Source organism: Actinoplanes sp. CA-030573 (genome assembly GCF_050951115.1).
Classification (GTDB): domain Bacteria; phylum Actinomycetota; class Actinomycetes; order Mycobacteriales; family Micromonosporaceae; genus Actinoplanes.
Genome location: NZ_CP192038.1, coordinates 7,901,001 through 7,925,234, shown reverse-complemented (window position 1 = coordinate 7,925,234; position 24,234 = coordinate 7,901,001). Strand labels below are relative to the sequence as shown.

Below are 24,234 nucleotides of genomic sequence, written 5' to 3'. Positions count from 1 at the left end.
TTGCCCCGGTGATCACTCGCCGTGAGGGAAGCTTTCCGGTAGGTCGAAAGTCTCTGTCAACTTCGTATGTACCGGCGGTGGGGGCGGGCATCATTTGCCTGGGGACGGCAATATGGCTCAGTGCGTACTCGAACTTGGATCTTGGCGGTGGCGGCTGTGGGGATCCTCGGTGGTGCCGGTCTGGTCGGCGCGGGCATGACCCACGGTGACAGCGCGAGCGGCAGCGTGTTCGCCGGGGCGTTCCAGACCGAGCCGAAGAAGGCGTCGCCGACGCCGACCGGGCCGAGCCCGGAGGAGCTGGCCGCCCGGGAACGGGCCAAGCGAACCACGGCGCTGGACGCGGCGCTGAAGAAGTACGCGGCCACGGTGCCCGAGTTCTCGGTGGCGGTGCTCAACCGGAAGACCGGGCAGAAGTACTCGTTCCGCGGCACCGAGAAGTACGAGACGGCGAGCGTCGTCAAGGTGCAGGTGCTGGCCTGCCTGCTGCTGACCGCACAGGACAAGGACCGCGACCTGACCTCGACCGAGCTGGCGCTGGCCAAGCGGATGATCCGGCTCAGCGACAACGACGCGACCACCTCGCTGTTCTCGAAGCTCGGCAAGGCGCCCGCCGTCAGCGCCTGCAACAAACGACTCGGCCTGACCCGTACGACGGTCAGCAGCGCGTGGGGCCTGACCCGCACCACCGTCGACGACCAGGTGAAGCTGCTCTCCGAGCTGGTCGACACCAAGGGCCCGCTCGACGAGGACTCGCGCGAGCTGGCGTTCACGCTGATGAACACGGTCGACGAGGCCCAGGACTGGGGCGTCCCGGCGGCAGCCCGCACCGGCGAGAAGTTCACCGTCAAGAACGGCTGGCTGCCGCGCTCGACCGAGAACAACCGCTGGATCATCAACTCGGTCGGCCGCATCACCGACGACGACACCGACGTCTCGATCGCGGTGCTGTCGCACGGCCACGCGACGATGTCGGACGGCATCGCGGTGGTGCAGAAGACGGCGAAGCTCACCCGGCAGTACCTGAAGTACTGATGGTCACCCCGCTGCCGCTGGGCACGTTCCCGACGCCGCTCGAGGAGGCGCCACGCCTGGCCGCCGAGCTCGGCCTCGCGCAGCTGTGGATCAAGCGGGACGATCTGATCGGGCTCGGCGGGGGCGGCAATAAGGCCCGCAAGCTGCGCTACTCCGCCGCGGAGGCGCTGGCAGCGGGCGCGACGACGCTGGTCACGACCGGCGCGCCGCAGTCCAACCATGCGCGGGCGACGGCGGCGGTGGCGGCCCGGCTCGGGCTGGGATGTGTGCTCGTGCTGGCCGGCGAGCCGGACGAGCGGGACACCGGCAACCTCCTGCTCGACCGGCTGGCCGGCGCCGAGATCGTCTGGGCCGGGGAGCGACCCACCGGCGAGGTCGCGGCCGAGGAGGCGGCGCGGCGGGCGGGCGCGTTCCGGATTCCGTTCGGGGGCTCATCCCGTACGTCGATGGCCGCCTACGCCGAGTGCGGCCGCGAGCTTGCCGGCCAGGCCGAGTTCGACCGCGTGGTGGTGGCCGTCGGCTCGGGCGGGACGATGGCCGGCCTGGTCGCGGGCCTCGGCGCCGAGCGGGTCCTGGGCGTCGACACCGGGGCCACGCCCTCGGGCGAGGAGGCCGTGCGGGCGCTGCTGCCCGAGGGCGCGGGTGTGCTGACCGTCGACCGCGGGCAGATCGGCGCCGGCTACGCGAGCGTGACCGAGCCGGTGCGCGCCGCGTTGCGGCTGGCGGCCCGCACCGAGGGCCTCTTCCTTGATCCGATCTACACCGGGCGGGCGCTGGCGGGGCTGGCCGCGGCCCGGCCCGGCGGCCGGGTGGTGTTCCTGCACAGCGGCGGGTTGCCGGGGCTCTTCGCGACGGCGCACGAATTTCGCGGCATCGGCTAACGTCCGGCGGATGGACGTTCGGGAGCTGGACTCGGATGACTGGCCACAGGTGTGGATGATCATCCGCGATGTGGTGCGGGCGGCGGAGACCTTCGTCTACGACCCGGGGATGACCGAGGAGCAGGCGTACGCGATGTGGGTCGAGCAGCCGCCGGGGCTGACCGTGGTGGCGGTCGACGGCCGGCGGGTGCTCGGCACGGCGAAGATGGGGCCCAACCGGCCGGGGCCGGGCGCACACGTCTCGACGGCGAGCTTCATGGTCGCCGCCGATGCGCGCGGCGGCGGCGTGGGCACCGCCCTCTGCCGCTATGCGCTCGGCTGGGCCCGCCGCCGTGGGTACGCCGGCATGCAGTTCAACGCGGTGGTGGAGACCAACCTGACGGCGGTCGACCTCTACCGGCGGCACGGCTTCCGGATCGTCGGGACCGTTCCGCGCGCCTTCGAGCACCCCACCGAGGGCCGCGTCGGGCTGCACGTGATGTACCACGAGTTCCCGCACCCGAGTTAGTCCAGGCAGAACTCGTTCCCCTCGGGGTCGGCCATCACGATGAAGCCGAGGCTCAGCGGCGGGGCCGGCTCGTCGCGGCGCAGCCGCTTGGCGCCGAGGGCGACCAGCCGCTCGCACTCGGCCTCCAGCGCCGCCATCCGCTCGTCGCCCTGCAGGCCGGGCGCGGCGCGCACGTCCAGGTGCAGCCGGTTCTTGACGACCTTGTCCTCGGGCACCCGCTGGAAGAACAGGCGCGGCCCGGTGCCGTCCGGATCCTCCAGCGCCGACTGGTTGTTGCGGTCCTCCTTGGGGAAGTCGATGCGGTCGAGGAACTCGTCCCACGCCGCGAGCGGGTCGGCGCCGGGCGCGAGCTCGACCCCGGGCGGCCCGGGGTGCACGTAGCCGAGGGCGTCCCGCCAGAACAGGGACAGCGCCTGGGGGTCGTGGGTGTCGAAGGTGACCTGGATTACCCGGCTCATCGGATTTCCTTTCGCAGGTAGAGGTCGCGCAGCAGGCAGACCTCGGACAGGTGGTGGATCAGCTCGCGGTGGATGTGCAGGACCAGCGCCGCCATCGGCGCCTCCGGGAAGGGCTCCTTGTCGCCCACCGGCACGCGCAGGCCATCCTCGCCGAGGCCGCGCACCCCCGCGACCCAGGTGCCGAGTTGCTCTTCCAGCTGCGCCATCGCCTCGGCGGCGCTTGCGGCATAGACCCAGCGGTCGTACGAGGCGGGAGCCGCCCCGAAGTGCGCGGCGTTCCGCATGGCGAGGACGCCGACTATCACGTGGGCGAGCCGCCAGGCGATCGTGGTGAAGGGCGCGGGCACCGGCTGTGGGAAGGAGAAGTCGGCCATCAGCGTCCCGTCGCCGCGCGGTCGCAGGGTCCAGGCGTCCGGCACCGGCGACCAGAAGTACTCGTCGTCGGTGAGGCCGTCGAGCCGCGCGCGGATCTGCTGGTCCCAGTGCCATTCCCACTGCTCGAGCAGCGTTTCGTTCCAGTCCGGTTCGGGCATGGGTCCACCCTCGCACGCATAGCGGACAGCTTCGGTCCGCTATCTCTGGCAGAGTGGCCGGCATGACCGACCGGGGCACGACCGAGCGGGTGCTGGCCCTGCTGGGGCTGCTCCAGCGCCGGCGGGTGTGCACCGGGCCGGAGCTGGCCGAGCGCCTCGGGGTCACCGCGCGGACGGTGCGGCGGGACGTCGACCGGCTGCGCGCGCTGGGCTATCCGGTGCACGCGAGCCAGGGTGTCGGCGGCGGCTACCAGCTCGGCGCCGGGCAGGACCTGCCGCCCCTGGTGCTCGACGACGAGGAGGCGATCGCCACCGCCGTCGCCCTGCTGGCGGGCGCGGGCGGCGCGGTGGCCGGGGCCGGCGACGCCGCGTTGCGGGCCCTGACCAAGCTCGACCGGGTGCTGCCGGCGCGGCTGCGGCACGAGGTGCGAGCGCTCGCCGGCTCGGTCGAGTCGTTCGGCGACGGCGGCCGCCCGCTGGTCGATCCGGCGGTGCTCATGACCCTGGCCCGGGCCTGCCGGGACCAGGTCGAGGCCGCGTTCGGCTATCCCTCGAGCGGCACGGTCAACGAGCGGCGGGTGGAGCCCTACCGGCTGGTCGCCTCCGATCGGCGGTGGTACCTGCTGGCGTACGACCTCGATCGCACCGATTGGCGCACCTTTCGCGTCGACCGCATGTCCGGCGTGGCCGCGCGCACCGCGCGCTTCCGCCCCCGGGAGGCCCCCGACGCCGCCACCTACGTGCAGGAGAGCGTGGCCAGCCGGGTCTACCGCCACCAGGCCCGCTTCGTGGTGCACGCGCCGGCCGCCACCGTCCGCGAGCAGATCCCGGCCTCCGCCGCCCTCGTCCGCGAGCGCGACGCCGACAGCTGCGAGGTGCTCAGCGGCGCGGCCAGCCTCGATTTCGTCCTGCTGCACATGGCCCTGCTCGGCCACGACTTCGAGGCGGTCAACCCGCCGGAGCTGCGCGAGCGCTGCCAGGTGCTGGCCGCCCGCCTGCGCGCGGCCGGCTCCGCGCTTGCCTAGCCGCCGCTCCGCCCTGTGGACAACTCCGTTTTCTTGTCGTACCCGGACGCTCTACTGACCCCCACCCGTTACGGGGTGGGGAACAGTAGAGCGTCACCCGCCCCCGATCAGGCGCTGGGCGAGCGCAGGGTCGAAGACGCCGGCCGGGACCGCCGGCGCGACGCCGCACCGGCCGTCGGAGTTGCCGGGGTTGGCGATCCACAGCTCGAGCGCGGCCGGATCGGCCGTCGAGATCCGGCCCAGCCGGCGGCCGCCGGGATTGCACCACTGCCCGTTGCCGCCGTTGCCGTTGCGCCCGGTGTCGATGACGTAGGCCGCCGGCCGGTGCAGGGCGGCCCGCAGCCGCGCCGCGTACCGCCGGGACTCGGTCGTGCCGATGTAGTTGGAGACGTTCACGGCGAAGCCGCGGACCTGGGCGATGCCGGCCGCCCGCAGCCGGCCGGCCATCGTCGCCGGGCCGGTCCAGTCGGCGTGCCCGGCGTCGAGGTAGGTCCACGTGTTCGGCGCGTACCCGGCCAGCGTCCGGGTGGCGGCGTTGAGCAGGGCGAGCCGGTCGTCGATCTGGGCCCTGCTCATGCAGCCGAAGTCGCCGAGCGCGTCCGGTTCGAGGATGACGATCGCGGGCCGGTCGTGGATCCCGGCCGCGAACGCGGCGATCCACTGCCGGTAGGCCGACGGTCCGGCCGCGCCGCCCGCCGACTCGGCGCCGCACGCGTCGCGGCCGGGCAGGTTGTAGGCGACCAGGACCGGCAGCCGGCCGGCGGCCTCCGCCGAGCGGGTGTAGTTCGCCACCGCCAGGCCCACGTCGGCGTCGCTGGTGCCGGTGAACCAGTGCGCCATCGGCCGGCTGCTGACGGCGGTCCGGATGGCGGCCGCCCGCGGGTCGGCGGGATGGGCGGCGACCCAGCGGGCGGCCGGCAGGCCGGGGTCGGCGAAGAGCCCGTGGGTCCGGCTCAGCGGGTCGCCACCGGCCGGCGCCGGGACCGCGGGCGCGGAGTCGGCGGCGGCGGTCGGTACGAGGGCGAGCGAGAACACGACGGCGGCCGCCGTCATCAGGGCACCGGTCGCGATACGCCGCACAGCGGTCAATCGTCGGCCGGGCGGCGGCAAACCTGAGGAGATGCCGAACGGCGGCGAACCTGAGGAGATGCCGAATCAGGCCTCGGACGGGGATCCCGCGGCCGCGGCCCGGGCCTCGCGGCGCTTGGTGATGAACGAGATGAGCTGGTTGACGACCAGGATGAGGATCACGGCGGCGACCACGCCCTCCCACGGGCGGGGGAAGATCGAGCCGCCGGCGACGCCGATGCCGGCGTAGACGCTCGACCACAGGGCGCAGGCCGGCAGGTTGGCGACCACGAACGTACGCCAGGAAAGGCCGACGAACGCGGCCGCGAGCAGCACCGGCACCCGGCCGCCGGGGATCAGGCGGGAGACCAGCAGCACCGGGACCTGCGACTTCTCCAGGCGGTGCTTGACCGAGGCCAGGTGCTCCTCGTCGCGCAGCCAGCGCAGGCGGCGGGCCAGCTGCTCGCCGCCGAGCCGGCACATCCCGTACATGACCAGGTCGCCGGCGTAGGCCCCGGCCGCGCCGAACGCGATCACCAGCACGATCGTCAGCGGGTGGTGCTCGTGGAACGCGAGGGTGGCCGCGCCGCTGACCGCGGCCCCGGTCGGCACGACCGGGATGATGGCGCCGAACGCGACCACGGCGAACAGCCAGGCCAGCGCGCCCAGGTAGGACATCACCGGGCGCGCTCCACGGTCAGCGACTCGCCCTGTGCCAGCACCGTCACCCGGGTGTCGGGGACGATCCGCGCGGCCAGCTCGGCGAACCGCGGGCCGGGCTCGCGGAACATGTGCGTACGCAGCCGGCCCATCCCGATCGGCCAGAGCGAGCCGTAGTGCACCGGCACCGCCTGGGCGGCCTTCGCCCGGCGCACCGCCTCGGCCGCGTCGGCGGCGTCGAGGTGGTGATGCGAGCCGAGGGTGGGACCCCAGCCGCCGACCGGGATCAGCGCGAGGTCGAGCGGCCCGATCCCGGACATCTCGTCGAACAGGCCGGTGTCGCCGGCGAACCAGGTGCGGGAGGCGCCCTCGATCACGAAGCCGATCGCCAGCGCGCGCTCCCGGGACCACGGGCCGCGGCCGCCGTCGTGGGCGGCCGGGACGGCCCGGACCCGGACGGCGCCGATCGTGGTGTCGTCGCCGGGGGCGAGCTCGACGCAACGGGCCCCGTACGCCGGGCCGAGCGTCTTGGCCACGAACGCGGCCGCGCCGCGCGGGACGACCAGCATGGGCTCGCCCGGCACGAGGCGGAGCGAGGCCAGATGGAAGTGGTCGGCGTGCAGGTGCGACAGCAGGATCGCGCCGGGCGCGCCGGGGAGCACCGGTGTCGGCCCGGCCATCCGCCGCAGGTGGGCGACGCGGTCGGTGAGCACGGGATCGGTCAGCAGCGTGACGCCCGAGTCGGCGAGCCACACGGTGCTGTGCCCCCACCAGGTGACGGACGTCGTGCTCACGCGTTCACGGTACAGATGCGTTTGAGCGCCCGGCCGAGCAGACGCGCGTACGTCTCCTGGGCGAGAACGGCGAACGGCCCGGCGAGCTTCATCGGCAGGCGGGCCGGCCGGCTGTACGCCACGACGCTGAACCAGACCCGGTCCCGCTCGTCGCGTTCGACCACGAAGGCCTCCTCGCCCGACGCCTGGTGACCGGGCAGAGTCCCGTACCCCCAACCGGTCTTGTTCTCGCTCTCGAGGGACCAGACCACCTCGCACGGAACCATCAGCGGGCCGGCGCCGACGCGCAGCCGGACGCCGGGTGAGGCCGCGCGCGCCGAGGCGACGACGCGGGCGCCCATCGCGCGGTGCATGCGGAACGTCAGCACCGCCTCCCCGGCTTGCTTGTGCAGCTCGGCGCCGGAGCCGAGCGGCGTGCGGTAGTGCAGATGCCGGAAACCGGGCGGCCGCAGCCCGGTCGCGGTGCCACCGACGGGCGTGTACGTCAAGTCACTCACTCTTTCATGATTCCCCGGCTCGCCCCCTGCTCACTCCTCGGGCACACTGACGGCGTGACTGGTCCCCGCAGCGCGGTCGTGATCAACCCGGCCAAGGCCCCCGACGACCTGCGCCCCGCCGTCGAGCGGGCGCTGGCCGACGCCGGCTGGCCCAAGCCCAAGTGGTACGAGACGACGCCCGAGGACCCCGGCCGGGGTCAGGCCGGGCAGGCGATCAAGGACGGCGCCGAGCTGGTCTTCGCGTGCGGCGGCGACGGCACGGTGATGGCGGTGGTGACCGCGCTGGCCGGCACCGACGTGGCGATGGCCGTGCTCCCGGCCGGCACCGGCAACCTGCTCGCGGCCAACCTCGGGCTGGCCGGCGAGCCGGCGACCGGCGTGCAGGTGGCGATCGAGGGCGGCCGCCGCCGGATCGACGTGGGCGTGGCCGGCGACCGCTGCTTCGCGGTCATGGCCGGCATGGGCTTCGACGCGCAGATGCTGGCCGGCACGTCGGAGAAGGCGAAGAAGCGGCTCGGCTGGATCGCGTACGTCGGCGGCGCGGTCAAGCACCTGCGGGACCGGCCGATGCGCGCCCGGATCGTGCTCGACGGCGGCGCGCCGATGCCCCGCCGGCCGCGCACGGTGATCGTCGGCAACGTGGGCCGGCTGCAGGGCGGGGTGCGGCTGCTCAGCAAGGCCGACCCGGCCGACGGCAAGCTCGACGTGGCCATCCTCAGCCCCAACAACCTCGGTCACTGGGCGAGCCTGGCGTGGGCGGTGGTCCGGCGTCGCGAGCGGGTCCCGCTGATGGAGACGTACACCGCCTCGCGCGTGGAGATCTACGCGCGCAGCACCCAGCCGCGCCAGCTCGACGGCGACCTCATCGAGCCCGGCCGGGCGCTGAAGATCTCGATCAAACCCCGGGCGCTGCTGCTCTGCGTGCCGCTTCCGGACGGCGATCCCGATCTGGCGTACGACGCGAAGGCCGCGGCCGACCGCGCGAAGTCGTGAGCTCGACCGAGCCCGTCCCCGAGACGCGGGACATGAGCGGGGACGAGCTCTCGGCCGACGACGCGCTGCTGGCCCTGCGCCGCTACGGCCGCTGGCCGCTGTTCCGTGACGCGTTCGTCCGGTTCCGCTACGGCGACGGGTTCAGCCACGCCCGCGCGTTCGGGTTCCAGCTCTGCCTCGCCGTCGTCCCGTTCATGATCGCGTTCGCCGGCCTCGCGGCCGACCTCGGAGCGGCGGGGCCGGGCCAGGTGGTGGCGGACACGATCGGGGCGATCACCCCGGGCGCGAGCGAGCCGCTCGTCCGGGATCTGCTCGCCGACACCGACCGCAGCCGCGACGCCGGCGAGCTCGCCCTGACCCTCGGTCTGATCACCGGACTGGTGGCGCTCACCACCGCGATGGCCCAGATCGAGCGCGGCGCCAACCGCATCTACGGCGTCGAGCGGGACCGTTCGGCGCTGGAGAAATACGTCCGGGCCGCGATCCTGGCGCTGGTGGCCGGCCTGCCCGCGCTCTTCGGCTTCCTGCTGCTGGTGGCCGGGCACCCGTTCAGCGAGTCGGCCGAGCGGCACTGGGCGTGGGCCCGGCACCTCAAGACCACCTGGGACGTGGTGCGCTGGCCGGTCAGCCTCGGCCTCATCGTGGTCGCGGTCGGCCTGCTCTTCCGGTACGCGCCGAGGCGCCACCAGCCGGCGCTGTCCTGGCTGATGTTCGGGGCGGTGGTGGCGACCGTCCTGTGGTGGCTGGCGAGCCTGCTCCTGGCCGGGTACGTGAAGGTCAGCGGCGGGTTCGGCGCCACCTACGGCCCGTTGACCGCGATCATGGCGTTGCTGCTGTGGGCCAACCTGACCGGCATCGCGATCTTCCTCGGCATCGCCTTCGCGGCCCAGCTCGAGGCCCGGCGGGCCGGCACCCGCCGTCCGGCCAAACAAGACTCGTGGAAGCCGGGCGCCACCGATGTGCCGAAGCCGCGGCGGCGCGGTGTACGCGTTCTTCCGCCTGGGTAACGAGACGGCGTGACCGACGACAACAAGGTGGTGGAACGGGCCGGCTGGCGGCCCGTGCGGCACTTCGCCGAGCGCAGCGTGCTCGGCCTGGCGGCGGTGGTGGCGGCCGGCCTCGCGTTCGGCGCGCTGCTGCTGCTCGTGCGCTACCACTGGACCCCGCTGCAGCACCTCGATCAGTCCATCGCGAACGGGCTGAACGGCCTGGTCGCCCCGCACCCGCCCGCCGTCGCGGTGCTCAAGGGCATCTCCACCGCCGGCGGGCGGAGCTTCCTGATCCCGTTGGTCGTCATCGTGGTCGCTCTTCTGCTGATCCGGCGGCGGCCCCGGCTCGCGATCTACCTGTCGGTCACCGGGATCGGCGCGTTGCTGCTCGACCCGTCGCTCAAGACGCTCGTCGGCCGGGTGCGGCCGGTGGTGGCCGACCCGGTGGCGGTCGGCGGCGGCAACAGCTTCCCGAGCGGGCACACGCTGGGTTCCACGATCGTGTACGGGGCTCTGACCCTCGTCTTCCTGTCGGTGGCTCGCGGCCGATGGCGCTGGTGGCTGGTCGGCGTCGCGGGACTGCTGGTCTTCGCGATCGGGCTCAGCCGCATCGCGCTCGGCGTGCACTTCCTCTCCGACGTCCTGGCCGGGTGGGCTCTCGGCCTCGCCTGGATCAGCGTCACCGCGTACGCCTTCCGGGTCTGGCGCCGCGAAGCCGGGCATCCCACCCCGCCGATCGCCGAAGGTCTCGAGCCGGAGGCCGCCCCCGATCTCGCCCCCGCGCCCGGCGAGGCGCAGCTCCTGCCGCACCCGTGGGCCAAGGGCGCCGAGATCCTGGTCGGCTGGACGCTCACCTTCGGCCTGCTCTACCTGGTCGGCTACGCGGTGACCCGCTGGTCGCCCGGCTTCGACGATGCGTTCCCGCGGTGGCTGCAGACCTTCCGCACGCCCTCGCTCGACCACCTCAGCTGGTACTGGAGCAAGGCCGGCGACACGCACGCGATCCTCGCCGTCTCGCTGGTCTTCTGCCCGCTCGCGCTGGCGCTCTGGCGGCAGTGGCGGCCGGTGCTGTTCCTGGTGCTGGCCATGTTCGGTGAGCTCACGCTGTTCCTGCTCAGCGCGGCCGCGACCGGCCGGCCCCGGCCGTACGCCGAGCACCTGGACGGGCAGCTGCCGACGTCCTCGTTCCCGTCCGGGCACATCGCCGCCACCATGTGCCTGTGGACCGCGATCGCGCTGATCGTGACCGCCCGCACCCGGGCCTGGTGGCGCTGGATCTTCGTGGCACTGGCCGTCATCATGCCGGTCGGCGTGGCCGTGTCCCGGATGTACCGCGGCATGCACCACCCGACCGATGTCGCCGGCGCGCTGCTGCTCATGGTGTGCTGGCTCTCCGTGCTGTGGTTCACGGTGCGCCCGAACGAGGGGGCCTACCTGCGTGCGAATCTTAACGTGGAACATCCTGAACGGCGGCCGGAACCGGCTGGACGCGATCGTGACGGTGCTCCGGCGCGAGCGGCCGGACCTGCTCGCGCTCCAGGAGCTGCGCGGGTGGGACCGCCGGCACCGCGAGCGCATGCGGACGGTCGCTGACGCCACCGGGATGGTGCCACACCTGGCCCGGTCGGTGTTCGGGCAGCCGGTCGCCGTACTGGTCCGGCCGCCGTTGCGGATCGTGCGGCGCCGCTCGTTCGCCTGGCGGATGCATCACGCCGCCGCTGCGGTCCGCCTCTCCAACGGCCTGACCTTCGTCAGCGCCCACCTCAACCCCTGGTCGGGCGAGCGGCGCCGGCGCGAGGCGGTCTGGCTCTCGTCGTTGTTCCCCGGCGAGGTGATCATCGCCGGGGACATGAACTCGCTCGATCCGTACACCGACCACTCCGCCGCTCTGGCCGGGATCGACGCTCGCCGTCACCTGCTGCCGTCCGGGGAGGTGGACACCCGGGCGATTGCCTCGTTCCGGCACGCCGGATTCTCCGATTGGTGGTGTCTCTCGGGCGTCGGGGAGGGGCGGACCGTGCCCACGTCGATCGGCGGGGCGGAGTTCGGGCCGATGCGGCTCGACTACATCCTGGCCCGCTCCTCGCTGGTCCCCCGCGACGTGCGGGTGCTGTGCGACGAGGCCTCGGACCACTATCCGGTGCGCGCCGACCTATGATCGTCCGCGATGCTGCAGACGTATGACGAGCGCAATGCCGACATCCGCTACTGGGTCAACGGCGAGCTGCTCCACCGCGACCAGCCCGGGCTTTCCCCGTTCGACTCGGTGGTGCAGGGCGGCGACGCGGTCTGGGAGGGCCTGCGCCTGTACCGGGGCGCGATCTTCGGCCTGCACGAGCACCTCGCGCGGCTGCGCCGCTCGGCCACGGCGCTGAACTTCGCCGACATTCCGGCCGACGACGAGATCATCGCGGCGGTGACGGCGACGTTGCGCGCCAACGACATGCGGGACGGCGTGCACGTACGGCTGACGCTGACCCGCGGCGTCAAGGTGACCAGCGGCATGGACCCCCGGCTCAACCGCTCCGGCTCCACGCTGATCGTGCTGGCCGAGCACAAGCCGCCGGTCTACGACACGACCGGCCTGCGCCTGGCCACCGCGAGCGTCCGCCGCCCCGGCCCCGACGTGCTCGACCCGAAGATCCACCACGCCAACCTGCTGAACTCGATCCTCGCCAAGATCGAGGCCACCGCCGCCCGCGCCGACGACGCCCTGATGCTCGATCAGCGTGGCTTCGTCGCCGAGACCAACGCGACGCACCTGTTCGCGGTGTCCGCCGGCGGCTTGCACACGCCCACCACGGCGTCGTGCCCCGAGGGCATCACCCGCGAGACGGTCCTGGCGCTGGCGGCCGCGGACGGCATCCCGGCAACGGTTCGCGACATCTCGTTGACCGAGATGTACAACGCCGACGAGGTCTTCTGCACCGGCACGATGGGCGAGATCGCCGGCGTCACCGTCATCGACGGCCGCCCCATCGCCACCGGCGCGGTAGGCCCGGTGACGACCCGGATGGCGACCCGCTACCAAGAGCACGCGGCGGCCAACGGCGTACGCGTGCTCTAGGCGTCTTCGAACAGCGGTGGGAAGTCGGCGGTGCGTATCACTCGGCCCCGAAAGGCCGCGCCACCCTGGATCGCGACCCGGTCCGGGACGTACAGCTGCAGGCCGGCGCTCTTGTCGCCCAGCGAGCCGAGCTTGACGAACCGCGCGGCCGGCTGGGCGAGCTGCAACCTCCGCAGTTTCTTCAGGCGGCCCACGAAGGCCAGGTTGACCACCAAGTCACCGGCGTAACGGATGCGTAACGCCGTCAGGTTCTCGAGCCCGGCCAGCGGCGACGGATCCAGCCAGGACCGGCCGACGTTGATGTCGAGGTGCGTGACGCCGCCCCACTTGATCACCTCGGCGAGCGTGCCCTTGCCGCAGGACTCGATGGTCAGGCTGCGCAGCGCGGGCGGCTGCGGCGTGTTGTTCGCGTCGAAGTCGTTGACCTGGAGGTGCTCCAGCCAGTCCAGCAGGTGGGCATGGCGCACGAGCGCGGGATCGGGCAGGTTGAGCCGCCGTGTCGCGGTTGAGGTCAGTCGGGCGCCGTGGCGGGACATCACCTCGGTGGCGAACGGGACGGCTTCCAGATTGCTCCAGGCTCGCACGAGCTCGTCGGACAGGCCGTCGAACCGGCCGGCGATCTCCGCGATGATCGGGATCGCGTCCGGGCCGCCGACGGCCGAGGCGATCCGCACCGAGATGCACGCCTGCTCGGTTGTCTTCGGCGGCCGTTGCACCAGGAGATCCAGCACCATCTCGCCCACCGCAGCCAGCGCCGGGACCTCCTCCATGGACCGCGGCGGGAAGAGGTCGGCGGCCATTGCCTCGATCTCGGTTCGCTGGTCCGGATCCAGTTGCGGCGCCGCCTGCATGCACGCCAGCAGGAGCAGCTTGAGCCGCTGGGGCTGGGCCGACCGCGGGACCCGGCGGATCATCTGAGCGAGCAGTTCGGTGCGCTGCCGCGGCTGAGCGTGCGCCGACGCCATCACGATGACCTCGCGGAACTGGTCGTCCTCGGCGTGCTCGGCGAGGTAGCCGATGTCATCGGCGTCGACCGCGGCCTTGCCGGCCAGGTACTCCTGGAACGTGCGGTGGATGAAGTCGACGCGGTCGACCACCGGCCGGCGCAGGAGCCCGCTGCGCTCGATCAGGTCGGCGAGAACGGCCGGCGGCTCGTGGTACAGCGGCGGCAGCACCTTCGTCGACCGTTTGACCTGCTCGACCGCGCGCTCGATCGTCGTGTCGGACCAGCCGTTACGCACCAGGAAGAGGGCGAGGTCCTGCAGGACGACGACCCGTTGCTCGTACGTCATCTCGACCGTGCCCTTGACGTCGCGGGCACGGTCGCGCAGGTCGAGCAACATCTCCAGCGCGGCCTGATAGACGCCCATCCGGTTGCGGGGGAGGACCCGGTTGCGGTCGCGGTTGAGCGCGCAGAGCAGGGCGCACAACAGCGGATTGATGCAGAGCGCGCGCAGGAACCGGTCGGTCTCGATGAAGCCGATCAGCGCCTCGCGATCGCCGTCGATGCGGTCGAGCTCGGCCTTGTCGCGGACCATTTGACGGACGGCCTCATGCCAGCGATTAATGAACGCCCGGATCTCCCGAACCTTCATCGGCTCCAGTTGCGAGGGCTGGAAATCCGCGAGCATCCAGCCGTCGTCCAGGGCGGCCGGCCGCGACGTGACGACGAATCGGCAGGAGGGGAACTCCTCGACCAGGTCCTCCAGCCACCTGCGAGCCTGCGTGCGCCGCTCCTCTGGCAGCTCGTCGACGCCATCGATCAGGATGAGCCCCTGTCCGGCGTTCAGGATGTTGAAGACCCAGCCCTTGGGCATGTCGTCGAGGATGTTGCGGGCCGCCTCGGCCGGGAAATCCTCCGGGCCGGGCAGCGAGCCGTGCGCGTAGCGCCGCAGCGGGATGACGAACGGGATCAAGCCGTTCCAGCCGGCAATGGGCTCCGCGAAGTCCAGCTGCGCCGCACGCACCGCCAGCCAGTGCAGAAGGGTGGTCTTCCCCGAGCCGGCCTCACCGACGAGCAGGTGGCGGTCGGCGCGGCCGAGCAAGTCTTCCACCCGCACGTCCGTGGTCTGGTCGCCAACCGGCGACGGCTCGACCAGCAGGTAGGCCGAGCGCGGGCCGGTGGCCGGCGATCCGGCCACCGCCTCCGAGATCCGCAGCCCCGTCAGCGAGCTTCCCGGATAGTCGTCTCTCCAGCGCAACGACTCATACACCTGTTCAAGCGCCTTCTGGTAAAAGCGTTCGACATCGTCCCCCGGGATCGGCCGCCCGAACGGGTTGACGAGCGATGGTTGGCCGGTCGAGCCGGCCCGGCGCGGACGCCGCCAGGCCGCGAATTCCAGCAAGAAGGGCTCTCGCTTGCGTCGCTGCGACGGCGGAGCCGGCTCGGCCTTCGCCGGCGCTTCCACCGTCGGCGGCGGTGGCGGCGGAGCCGGCCAGCGCCAGGCATCCAGGGCGGCCAGGCTCACGTACGCCACCGACAGCGGATACCGTCGCGACGACTGCTCCGACAGCGCCGCCCCGAGGATCTCCAGCCGATCGAACTTGCGGGCGACCGCGCGTAGGTACCGCCCGGTGAACTCGTCCACGCCGGTCGCCGACGGCAGCCGGTCCAGGACATCCCGCAGCTGCTCGGTGATCGACGCGGATCGCTGCAGGAGGGCCGCGAACACGTTTTTCTCGAACTTCGGCAGCGTGGAGACGGCCTCCACGACGTACGCGCACGTCTCCGGGAGCAGACGCCGGTAGAAGGCCTCCGCGTCCTCGTCCAGCGCGGCCGCCTCGAGCACCTGGGCCGACACGCCGGTCAGGCTGCGCTCGAGCTGCTGTGCGTCCAGGTTGGTCTGGACGATCAGGTCGGCGCTGATCGCCGCCCGCTGAAGAGTGTCGGTGACGGCGTCGACCGCGGCCCGGCGCTCGTTCTCGGAGACCTGCCGTTCGCCCTGGAGGAACACCTCCATCCGCTCGGCGATCGTGTCTGCGCACTCGTCGAAGAATCGGCGCGCGCGCCGGCGTTCGATGGCGTCCTGGGTGCGGCCGGCGATTACGCTCGTCAATCCGTCGGCGGCCCCGGCGGCGGGACCGGCCCACAGCCGCAACACCGTACGGAGCACCGCTTCGCTGATCTTGATGGCTGCGTCGCTCGTCATGCGGCGGCCCCTCGGATCCACAGTGTCGATGTCGGAGGACCGATGATCCCACGCGGCGGTCCCTACCGGGGCCGCCCCGATACCCCTACTATCGACCGCATTCAAACCCTCGACGACTTCGAGAGGTGCGTCATGTCGTTCCAGGACGCCGTCAAGATCTGCCTGCAGAAGTACGCGGACTTCCGCGGCCGCGCTCGTCGTTCGGAGTACTGGTTCTTCGTCCTGTTCACCGCGATCGTCAGCATCGTCGGTGGCATCATCGACACGATCCTCGGGTTCCGCGGATCGGCCTACAACACCACCGGACCCATCCAGGGCATCCTCCAGCTGGCCCTGCTCCTGCCGGGCCTGGCCGTCGGCGCGAGGCGCCTGCACGACACCGGCAAGTCCGGCTGGTGGCTGCTCATCGGCCTCGTCCCGATCGTCGGCTGGATCGTCCTGCTCGTGTTCTTCCTGCAGGACAGCCACCCGGCCAACGAGCACGGCCCCAACCCCAAGGCTCCCGCCGAGGGCTACGGCCCCGGCTACCAGCAGGCGCCGCCGCGGCCGTACTGAGCTCGACCGGGGCCGCCGCGCGGTGACGGCGGCCCCGGAGCGGGGCTCGGGTCAGGCGGCTCGCTTGCCGGCCGGTTCTCGTGCGAAGCGCTCCAGCTGGGCGACGTCGACGGCGCCGGCCATCGCCAGGAAGCCGGCGCGGTTCGGGTGCAGGTGGTCGCCCGGGCCGCCGACCGTGCTGTTGGTGTCGTACTCCGGTCGCAGGTGGCCCGGGTTGGCCGGGTCCTCGATCACGGCGGAGAAGTCGGCGACACCGTCGAACACCCCACTCGTACGGATGAAGTCGTTGATCGCCCGGCGCTTGGCGTCCGTCTCCGGGGTGCCGTACAGGCCGAACGCGGTCCCGCCGGACGGGGTCAGCGTGGCGCCGATGATTTTGATGCCCCGGGCGTGCACCCGGCGGACGATCTCCCGGTACCCGGCTATCACCTGGGCCGCGGTGGCGTTGCCGCCGCCCAGGTCGTTGATGCCCTCGAGGAGGATGACGACCCGGACGCCGGGGCGGTCGAGGACGTCGCGGTTCAGCCGGTCCACCGCGGGCGGCCCGTCACACGGGGTGCAGCCGCCGGGGGTCCGCCCGATCCGGGTGACCATGTTGCCGCCGATCGCCTCGGTGACGACGGAGAGGTGCCGGTGGGACGACCGGCGCTCGTCCAGCCGGCGCTGGAGGACGTCGGGCCAGCGGTCGTTGCCGTTCAGCGTGGAGAAGAAGCCGTCGGTGATGGAGTCGCCGAACGCGACGACCGTCGCGGTGTCCCGGCGCTGGGCCTGGACCTCGGAGACGAAGAACCACGAGGTGGTGGAGTACGGGAACGCCGTGTCGGCCAGGTCGGCGGTGTGGTCGCCGGCGTTCCGGCCCGAGACGTACGACGTGGTGAAGGCCGCCGCGTGCCAGGTCATCGGCCCGCTATCGCCGGCGACGTGCAGGCTGACCGCGAGGCGCTGCGACCACGCGTCGGTGACCTTGACCGACACCGGGTCGCTCAGCGTCGTCCGGCCCGCCGGGACGGTCACCGACCGCCGGCCGCCGAAGGTGAGCGCGCGATTGCTGCCGGGCGCGACGTTGGCCCCGCTGGACTGCAGGCCGGCGTACGCGCGCCCGAAGGTGACCGGCCTGGTGCCGAACTCGTTGGTCAACCGGATCCGCCAGCTCGTGCCGGTCACGCTCGGATGCACGATCAGGCGCAACGTCTGGTTTCGGGCCTGGTTGTCCGGGAACGCGGCGGTCAGCAGCGGCGCCGTGTTCCCGGGGCCGGCCGGCCCGACCGGCCCGGGCTGCGCCACCGAGTAGCCGACCGGGTAGACGCCCTGGGCCGACCCGGTCCAGGCGTCGGCCCAGCGGTTCGCCGAGCCGTTGGTGTCCGCCGCCACGGCGGCGACCGGCGTGAGTGCCACCCACGCGAGGGCAGCGATGACAGCTCTGCTCGTACGGGTAACTCGCATCGTCACTCCCTTGTGAACGTCGAGCAATCCATCGATCGTCATCGTTTCTACGCTCGTCCGCAAGCCACCAGGCGCCGGACGGGAATCCGACTGTTCCGGTTCGTCCGAAGGGGGATGATCCAGGGATGAGCCTTGCCGTACGCGCCCTGTTCCAGCAGCGCATTGCGGGCGACGACGCGCTGTTGCGGCTGGCCGCGTTGCGGTTCGCCGAGGCCGGGATGCCGGCCGAGCTGTACGCCGACCACCCCGGCGACCTGGAGCGGCTGCTGGGCTATGTGCCCGAGCACGAGACGGCCCCGGTCGTACACCTGAACCGGCACGTCGACATCCTCAGCGAGGACGGCCGGGCCACCGTCGAGGCGTTCGCCTCCCGTTTCGCCGGGCGGATCGCCGGCCTGGTCGTGCACGACAAGGCCGCCATGCGGGACCGCATCGGCGACGTCGTGGCCGCGCTGCGCGAGCTGGGCCGGCCGCGTGCCCGCCATCCGATGGTGTTCCTCGAGTACGCGACCGGCCTCGGCCCGCCGTGGTACGCCGACCTCGCGCACCGCATCGCCGGCGTGGAGCTCGCCTCGATCTGCGTCGACGTCGGCCACATCGGCATCGAGGCGGCGCGCCGGGCCTTCGCCGAGGCCCGGCCGGACGCGGGTCCGGGCCTCACCGCCCGCTCCGAACGGCTGCCCGAGTTCATCACCGACCTACGCGACGCGACCCGCGCGGCACTGCCCGCCGTGCTCGGCCTGATCGAGGCGGCCGGGCCGCTCGGCAAGCCGGTGCACCTGCATCTGCACGACGGCCACCCGCTGAACGCCGGGCTGCCCGACCACTTCAGCTTCCTGACCCGGGTTCCGGTGGCCGCCGAGGTGGACGGCCGGCGTTCGCTCGACCCGATGTACGGCCCGGCCGGCCTGGCCGCGATCCTCCGTACGGCCCGCCGGGTGTGCGCGCCCGGCGCCGCCTGGGCCACGCTGGAGATCCACCAGGCCGAGGGCCGGCTGCCCCTGAACGACACCGGCCTGTTCCGCCATTGGCGCGACCTGACCAACGCCGAGCGGATGAACTACTGGCTCGCCGTCCTGGCCGACAACCACCTCCTGGCACGATCCTCCATCCATCCCATGGGCGATTGACACGGTCCAACGTCCGGTGGACGTTGAGATTCGATGTTGTACTCCCGACCGCGCGGTGGCAGAGGGGCAGGGTTCCGTCGAGTGGCTGATCGATGACCGAAAGTCTTCCTCAACTCCTGAGGCGAGCCACCGTTCAAGTGGTCGACCGTGACGGCGAGACGTACGGCAGCGGGTTCTTCATCGCTCCGGGCCGGGTGGTGACGGCCGCCCACGTGATCGCGCGGTTCGGCGGCGACCAGGTCTTCATCCGGCGGGACGACCGCGAGCCGCAGCCGGCGGCGGTGATGTGGCTGGAGCCCCGGGAGAACACCGCGAACGAGTCGATCTACCCGCTGCCCGACCTCGCGGTGCTGCGGGTCGACGCTCCGGAGAACGAGTCGCATGTCTGCGTGCTGCTGTCCGATCACGAGTGTTCCGGCGGCCCGATGCTCGCCCAGGGTTTCACCGAGGGCGTCACCTCGCAGCAGTCGGCGCCGGACCCGGTGCGGGTGGAGTACGAGGGAGTCCGCGAGCATCTCGGCGGGGACCTGATCAAGTGCAAAGGGGCGATCGTCGACCCCGGCATGAGTGGTGGCCCGCTGCTCGACCTCGCGACCGGGACGGTCGTGGGCGTGGTCAAGGCCCAGCGCTCGACCGACCTGCCGCACGGGCTCTACGCCGTCTCGGTCAACGCGCTGCGGCTGCACCAGCCCGACATGTGGACCAGCAACCAGCTCTTCCACCGCGCGGACAAGACCTGGCGGCTCGCGGTACGGCCGGAGCTCACCGTACGCAACGTGGGAGCGGCGACCCGCGATCTGCTCGGCGTCACCCTCGAGATGGTCGACAGTCGCGCCCGTCACCTGCCGCCCATGGTGGACCGCGCTGCGATCCACCAGTCGACCTGGGTGCGCTACGTCTCCCGGGCCGTCGCGTCGGACGGCAACGAGGTGGGCAGCCGGGCACAGGGCTGGCGCACCGTCGGCGAGCGGTTCCGATGGGATCCGCGCCGGGCGGAGAACCTCACGACCGTGATCCGAGGTCTCCCGGGGTACGGCAAGAGCTGGCTTCTGGCCCACCACGCGGAGACGATCGCGCATGACGCCCGCCGTGCCATCGACGACGGCGCCGACCCGGAGCAGCAGGGCATCCCGCTGATCCTCGACGCCTCGGCGCTCGGCACGCGACTCGACCAGGACCCCGACCGGCGTGGCGTTGCCGAGGCGCTGACCAAGGCGGTCCGCCTCGAGAAGCTGCCGGTGGACGCGGCGGCGGACTGCGCCGCCCTGATCCGGCAGGCGTTCGAGATCGGCCGGCTGGTGGTCTGCCTGGACGGTCTGGACGAGGTTCCGCGGCAGCTTCGCCGTGGGCTTCAACGAGCCCTGTCGATCCTCGCGGCGAGCGCCAATACGGTTCTGGTTTCGACCCGGCCGTCGGCCCTCCCGCTGCTCGACGAGATCGTCCCGGACGGGCGCATCGACGTGGAGGTCGTCGGCTTCTCGTCCCGTGAGGCCTCCGCCTTCATCGCGGCGTGGCTGCAGCGGCAACCCGACCGCCGCAAGTCCCTCGAGGACGCCCTGCACGAGAGCGCCACCCTGCGGCAGATCGCCACCGTCCCGTTGCTGCTGTCGTTCCTGTGCCGTCTGGCCGGGACGATGTCGCGGACCGAACGCTTCCCGACCTCGCGGACGACTCTCTACCAGCAGGTGATGAGCCGGCTGCTGTCCGGTCGCTGGCGGGAGGCGAGCCGGAGCGCCATCGACGTCGACGGGCCGCCCGATCCCGACCGGCGCATGCGGCTGCTCTCCGACTCCATGGGCGCGCTGCAGGACACGTGGCGTTCATCGGGCGTGACGATGGCGCGCGGGGAGCTGACCGCCCAGCTCCGTCGTCATCCCGAGTACGAGAACGTACTGCCCTCGTCGATCGCCCGCTGGGATGCCTGGCAGCGGGTGAACCACGCGGAGCCGACCAAGCCGCCACCCGACCCGGTGCTGTGGGAGTTCACCTTCGACGGGCTGTTGATCGAGGACGACACCGACTCGTTCGAACCGCTGGTACGGGTGCTGCACCCCTCCCTCCGGGACTACCTGCTGGCCGGCTACGTCGCCCGCCTGACGGACGCCGGCGTGGCCGAGGCGCTCGAGCGACACCGCTGGTTCGACGTGGAGTGGCAGGAGATCTTCGCTCTCGCCACGCCGCTGATGAGCGAGGCCGACTTCCTGATCGAGGCGATCCTGGCCGCCGAGCACGATCCCTGGTCCAGCCAATTGATCTTTGCGGCGCAGTGCCTGGGCGAAGGGCGCGGCGCCGTCAGCCGCGACGTGTCCCGCCGGGTCATCGACCGCCTGCTCGAGGACGAGCCGCGCAGCTCTGACCGGCGACGCCGGAATGCCGCGTTCGGCGCCCTCATCCGGGCCTCGGTGGCGGGTGCGGCGGAGCGGGGCCTGGAGATCTGTGCGGCCGAGGACGTACGCGGCAGCGATCGTTATCACGAGGTGGTCTGCGCGCTGGCCGAGGCGGGCAACGAGGCCGGTATCGAGCTAGGCATCCATGCACTGGAGACCGAGGTTCCCCAGCGATACCGCCGGCGGCTCATCCCGGCGCTCGCCGCGACCGAGCAGGACGCCGCGCTGGAGGCCGTGTGGCAGGTTCTGAGCACCCGTGGGAAGCTCGGCGACCTCGAGGCGTTCCTGGCCACGATCCGGCCACAGGACGGCCCCTTGATGCGGCTGGGCATCCGGCTGCTCCGGACCCGCCAATTCTCGGTGACGGCCCGGGTGATGGTCGCGGCCACTCTCCTCGAGTGCGGCGCCGACGCGGTCGAGGCCGCCGCCCACGACCCGACGATCGAGTGGACGGTGCGGTGCCGACTCATCCAGCTGCTGGTCAACTCCGGCGTGGAGGGTCTCACGCAGGAGGCGACGAAGCTCCTGCGTGACCCGAGCGTCCTGGCCGAGGACAAGTCGTTCGTCGCCGAGGCGATGGTGCGCAAGGGCGAGTTCGAGTGGCTACCCTCGGCCCGGCAGCTGCTTCTCGGGTCGCGGCTGTCCTGGAGCCGCCAGATGGCGCTGTGCCGCGCGGTCCGTGACATCGGCGACGCAGGCGTCGAGCTGATGCTGGAGCACGTGTACCGGGGGCTTCCCCTCACCCTCACGCTCAGCCAGCTGATCTCGCTCTCCGAAGCCAGGAACGAGCACTCGCTGCAGATCCTCTCGGCGATCGTCGCCGACGACGGCCTGCGGATCAGCATGCGCGGAACGGCACTTCTCGCCCTGCTCGACATCGACCCGACGAGGGTTGACGCCGGCGTGGCGCTCGGCATCGCCAACAGCTCCAGCCTCTCCGTCCGGGACCAGGTACGCGTGGCGGTCGCCCTCGCTCGGGCCGGCGTGGAGGGCGTGAGCGGATCGATCCAGGCCCTCTTGCGCGACTCCGGGGACGAGGTTGACTGGCCGCTGGCCAGCCGGCAACTCGCGGAGGCCGGCCATGTCGGCCGCGCGACGCTCGAGGAGATCGCCGGCCAGGCCGAGCACTCCTGGGCCATCCGGGTCGAGAGCATGATCGCGATCGGCTCGATACACACCCCGGAGACGCGCGACTTCCTGGCCGCGGTCGAGGTCGACGAGATGCCCGACCTGTGGCGCAACCGTCTCATCCTGGCGCTGACCTCGTCCGGGCATCAGCGGTTCGCGGAGCGGGCGCTGGACCTGCTGCCCGCGATACCCGGCGCGTACGAGGCACTGCGCCGGTACATGCTCGGCCAGAACGCGTCGCTGGACTTCTTCGAGCGGGCGCGCGAGCGGATCGCCACGGCCGACGTGGACGGCGCCGGCGAACGGATCAAGGTCGATGACGAGCTGCTCACCGGGCTCGGGCTGAGCTGGGACTCCGAGGCGCGCCGGCACGAGGTCTTCGCCTGGTTCCACGAGCAGCTGGAGCATCGGGTCGGCATCCGGCTGGCGTCGCTGATGCTCCCGCACCAGCTGACCGAGTTCGAGGCGTACATCGACGACGGTGACGACTCGGGCGCCTTCCGGTGGCTCGAGGAGGAGTTCCCCGAGCACGCCGCCTTCATCCAGGACGAGTTCACGCATCTCACCGAGGAGATCAGGAACGGGGATGCCGCCCCGCCCGACGTCCTCGTGCCCGACCCGCACAGCGGCGCGGTGCTCGGCAACATGATCCGGGTGCTGAACGAGCTGCGCGAGCTGATGGAACAGAGCGCCACCGACAACTGGCGCCGGTTCTTCGAGCTGCTCGAGGCGAAGAAGCAGTTGTTCATCAACGACTACGCGGTGAGCCTGCTCGACCTCGCCGGGAGGCTGGACGCGCAGTGGCCGCTGCACGAGGCGCATCTCTTCCTCCTGCTGCAGTGCCGGTCCCGCGACACGGCCGACCTGCAGAAGCTGGTGCACGACGAGAGCTACCTCCTCGAGATGACCCGATGGTTCCTCGACAACGGCGACTTCCGGGGCCTGTTCCTGGCCGGTTCGCTCGGCAGCTACCGGTTCACCCGCTCGGCCCCGTGCTACTTCTACGCCGCCCTGGGCGCCGCGGGCCTGGGCCTGACGCAGTTCGCCGTCAGCCTGATGCGCCTGTCCGGTGGCCGCGCCCAGCCCGGTCAGCTCAGCGACGGACGCCAGACCGTCCTGACCGTCGGCGGTCGGTTCGACTGGGATCCGGAAGTCATGGAGGAGCTGCGCCAGGGCCTCCAGGAGGGTTTCGATCGCGAACGCGTCGAGGGCACCGATGACGCCGCCCCCTCATAGCCGGTGGGCGGCCAGCTCGTCGTAGTAGGGCTGGGCGGCCTCGACCAGGGGCCGCAGCCGCTCGGGGACGGCGGCCGGCGACGGGTCGTACGGGGCGAAGCCGGTCGACCTCTCGACGGCCGCGTACCAGTGCGGTGCCCAGACGCCGTCGGTGTCTCGCGGGCCCGGCTGCCAGGCCAGCATCGCCTGGTCGAACGGGATGCCGAGCGCCTCGCACAGGCGGGTCAGGGTGGCGGCCGGGTCGCGGAGGATGTCGGCGGCGTCGACGACCGGGCCACCGTACGCGCGAAAGATCTCCGCCTGTTGGGGGTATCCCAGGTCCTCCAGCGTGGGCTCGCCGCGCACCCGGGAGTATGAGGCGACCACGTGCGCGGGGTCGCGGATCAGGAACGCGTGGGTGAGCGAACCCAGCCAATTGCGGCCGATGACCGGGAGCAGGTGATGGGTCATGTGCTTCTGGTAATGCACCGCGGGATCGCCGGGGATCGGCCCGGTCAGCCCGGCCGCCACCTCTTGCCAGCTCGTCGGCTGACTGTCCAGGATCTGGTCGCGGCCGGGGTGGTCGATGCCGGTCGCGGCCAGGTAGTGGGCGTAGAGCGGCTCGTCGACCACGACGGTGTCGGAACGGGCGCCGAAGCTGCGCATCATCGCGGTCGAGATGTTGCGCGGCCCGGACCACATCGCCACCCGTGTCGTCATGT

At 72.0% G+C, this 24,234-nt stretch carries 21 protein-coding genes; 12 read left to right on the top strand and 9 right to left on the bottom strand.

All coding sequences use genetic code 11. The features are described from left to right. The first annotated feature begins 147 nt into the window (after positions 1–147). From ACQP2F_RS36460 to ACQP2F_RS36450, 3 genes are read left to right on the top strand one after another with little or no spacing between them, the layout of a single operon-like run. Positions 148–1,032: a serine hydrolase gene (locus tag ACQP2F_RS36460; RefSeq protein ID WP_433295686.1), complete on the top strand. Its 885-nt coding sequence runs from the start codon at positions 148–150 to the stop codon at positions 1,030–1,032. After that, positions 1,032–1,913, top strand: a complete 882-nt coding sequence (locus tag ACQP2F_RS36455) for a pyridoxal-phosphate dependent enzyme (RefSeq protein WP_433295684.1) — start codon at positions 1,032–1,034, stop codon at positions 1,911–1,913. The genes ACQP2F_RS36460 and ACQP2F_RS36455 overlap by 1 nt, the downstream gene beginning before the upstream one ends. 10 nt (positions 1,914–1,923) lie before the next feature. Then, entirely contained in the window at positions 1,924–2,421 is a 498-nt protein-coding gene (locus tag ACQP2F_RS36450) for an N-acetyltransferase family protein (protein WP_433295682.1), read from the top strand. Here ACQP2F_RS36450 and ACQP2F_RS36445 read toward each other — a convergent pair. Continuing rightward, a complete protein-coding gene (locus tag ACQP2F_RS36445) occupies positions 2,418–2,879 on the bottom strand; it encodes a VOC family protein (protein WP_433295680.1) in 462 nt (153 codons plus the stop codon). The genes ACQP2F_RS36450 and ACQP2F_RS36445 overlap by 4 nt on opposite strands. Further along, entirely contained in the window at positions 2,876–3,412 is a 537-nt protein-coding gene (locus ACQP2F_RS36440) for a DinB family protein (protein WP_433295678.1), read from the bottom strand. The genes ACQP2F_RS36445 and ACQP2F_RS36440 overlap by 4 nt, the downstream gene beginning before the upstream one ends. A 62-nt stretch (positions 3,413–3,474) precedes the next feature. Here ACQP2F_RS36440 and ACQP2F_RS36435 point away from each other — a divergent pair, with 62 nt between their 5' ends. Continuing rightward, entirely contained in the window at positions 3,475–4,437 is a 963-nt protein-coding gene (locus ACQP2F_RS36435) for a helix-turn-helix transcriptional regulator (RefSeq protein WP_433295676.1), read from the top strand. Positions 4,438–4,530: 93 nt separating this feature from the next. On the opposite strand, the gene ACQP2F_RS36430 is transcribed toward ACQP2F_RS36435, so the two are convergent. From ACQP2F_RS36430 to ACQP2F_RS36415, 4 genes are all read right to left on the bottom strand, one after another. Continuing rightward, positions 4,531–5,517 carry a glycoside hydrolase family 6 protein gene (locus ACQP2F_RS36430; protein WP_433295674.1) on the bottom strand — a complete coding sequence of 329 codons (987 nt, stop codon included), beginning with the start codon at positions 5,515–5,517 and terminating at the stop codon, positions 4,531–4,533. 75 nt (positions 5,518–5,592) lie between these two features. Continuing rightward, a complete protein-coding gene (locus tag ACQP2F_RS36425) occupies positions 5,593–6,183 on the bottom strand; it encodes a DedA family protein (RefSeq protein WP_433307737.1) in 591 nt (196 codons plus the stop codon). Next, positions 6,183–6,959 (bottom strand): MBL fold metallo-hydrolase, encoded by a 777-nt coding sequence (locus ACQP2F_RS36420; RefSeq protein WP_433295672.1) that lies wholly within the window; start codon positions 6,957–6,959, stop codon positions 6,183–6,185. The genes ACQP2F_RS36425 and ACQP2F_RS36420 overlap by 1 nt, the downstream gene beginning before the upstream one ends. After that, positions 6,956–7,456 carry a DUF1990 family protein gene (locus ACQP2F_RS36415; protein ID WP_433295670.1) on the bottom strand — a complete coding sequence of 167 codons (501 nt, stop codon included), beginning with the start codon at positions 7,454–7,456 and terminating at the stop codon, positions 6,956–6,958. The genes ACQP2F_RS36420 and ACQP2F_RS36415 overlap by 4 nt, the downstream gene beginning before the upstream one ends. A gap of 6 nt (positions 7,457–7,462) precedes the next feature. On the opposite strand from ACQP2F_RS36415, the gene ACQP2F_RS36410 reads away from it, so the two are divergent. From ACQP2F_RS36410 to ACQP2F_RS36390, 5 genes are read left to right on the top strand one after another with little or no spacing between them, the layout of a single operon-like run. Then, a complete protein-coding gene (locus ACQP2F_RS36410; protein WP_433295668.1) occupies positions 7,463–8,449 on the top strand; it encodes a diacylglycerol/lipid kinase family protein in 987 nt (328 codons plus the stop codon). Positions 8,450–8,481: 32 nt separating this feature from the next. Continuing rightward, complete coding sequence (locus ACQP2F_RS36405) at positions 8,482–9,456, top strand: YihY/virulence factor BrkB family protein (protein ID WP_433295666.1); 975 nt, start codon at positions 8,482–8,484, stop codon at positions 9,454–9,456. Positions 9,457–9,465: 9 nt separating this feature from the next. After that, positions 9,466–11,031: a phosphatase PAP2 family protein gene (locus ACQP2F_RS36400; protein WP_433295664.1), complete on the top strand. Its 1,566-nt coding sequence runs from the start codon at positions 9,466–9,468 to the stop codon at positions 11,029–11,031. Next, positions 10,934–11,596 carry an endonuclease/exonuclease/phosphatase family protein gene (locus tag ACQP2F_RS36395; RefSeq protein ID WP_433295662.1) on the top strand — a complete coding sequence of 221 codons (663 nt, stop codon included), beginning with the start codon at positions 10,934–10,936 and terminating at the stop codon, positions 11,594–11,596. The genes ACQP2F_RS36400 and ACQP2F_RS36395 overlap by 98 nt, the downstream gene beginning before the upstream one ends. A gap of 9 nt (positions 11,597–11,605) precedes the next feature. Then, a complete protein-coding gene (locus ACQP2F_RS36390) occupies positions 11,606–12,505 on the top strand; it encodes an aminotransferase class IV (RefSeq protein WP_433295660.1) in 900 nt (299 codons plus the stop codon). On the opposite strand, the gene ACQP2F_RS36385 is transcribed toward ACQP2F_RS36390, so the two are convergent. Next, on the bottom strand, positions 12,502–15,654 hold the full coding sequence (locus ACQP2F_RS36385; protein ID WP_433295658.1) for an NACHT domain-containing protein: 3,153 nt from the start codon (positions 15,652–15,654) through the stop codon (positions 12,502–12,504). The two genes, ACQP2F_RS36390 and ACQP2F_RS36385, sit on opposite strands and share 4 nt — an antisense overlap. Positions 15,655–15,696: 42 nt before the next feature. Between ACQP2F_RS36385 and ACQP2F_RS36380 the strand changes: the two genes are divergently transcribed. Next, entirely contained in the window at positions 15,697–16,209 is a 513-nt protein-coding gene (locus ACQP2F_RS36380) for a DUF805 domain-containing protein (RefSeq protein WP_433295656.1), read from the top strand. A 51-nt stretch (positions 16,210–16,260) separates the two neighbouring features. Here the strand turns inward: ACQP2F_RS36380 and ACQP2F_RS36375 are convergent, their stop codons facing one another. Continuing rightward, positions 16,261–17,604 (bottom strand): SGNH/GDSL hydrolase family protein, encoded by a 1,344-nt coding sequence (locus ACQP2F_RS36375; protein WP_433295654.1) that lies wholly within the window; start codon positions 17,602–17,604, stop codon positions 16,261–16,263. 173 nt (positions 17,605–17,777) lie between these two features. On the opposite strand from ACQP2F_RS36375, the gene ACQP2F_RS36370 reads away from it, so the two are divergent. Continuing rightward, on the top strand, positions 17,778–18,782 hold the full coding sequence (locus ACQP2F_RS36370; protein ID WP_433295652.1) for a hypothetical protein: 1,005 nt from the start codon (positions 17,778–17,780) through the stop codon (positions 18,780–18,782). 137 nt (positions 18,783–18,919) lie between these two features. Continuing rightward, complete coding sequence (locus tag ACQP2F_RS36365) at positions 18,920–23,533, top strand: trypsin-like peptidase domain-containing protein (protein WP_433295650.1); 4,614 nt, start codon at positions 18,920–18,922, stop codon at positions 23,531–23,533. Here ACQP2F_RS36365 and ACQP2F_RS36360 read toward each other — a convergent pair. Beyond that, positions 23,528–24,232 carry an HAD family hydrolase gene (locus tag ACQP2F_RS36360; RefSeq protein ID WP_433295648.1) on the bottom strand — a complete coding sequence of 235 codons (705 nt, stop codon included), beginning with the start codon at positions 24,230–24,232 and terminating at the stop codon, positions 23,528–23,530. The genes ACQP2F_RS36365 and ACQP2F_RS36360 overlap by 6 nt on opposite strands. Between the last annotated feature and the right edge of the window lie 2 nt (positions 24,233–24,234).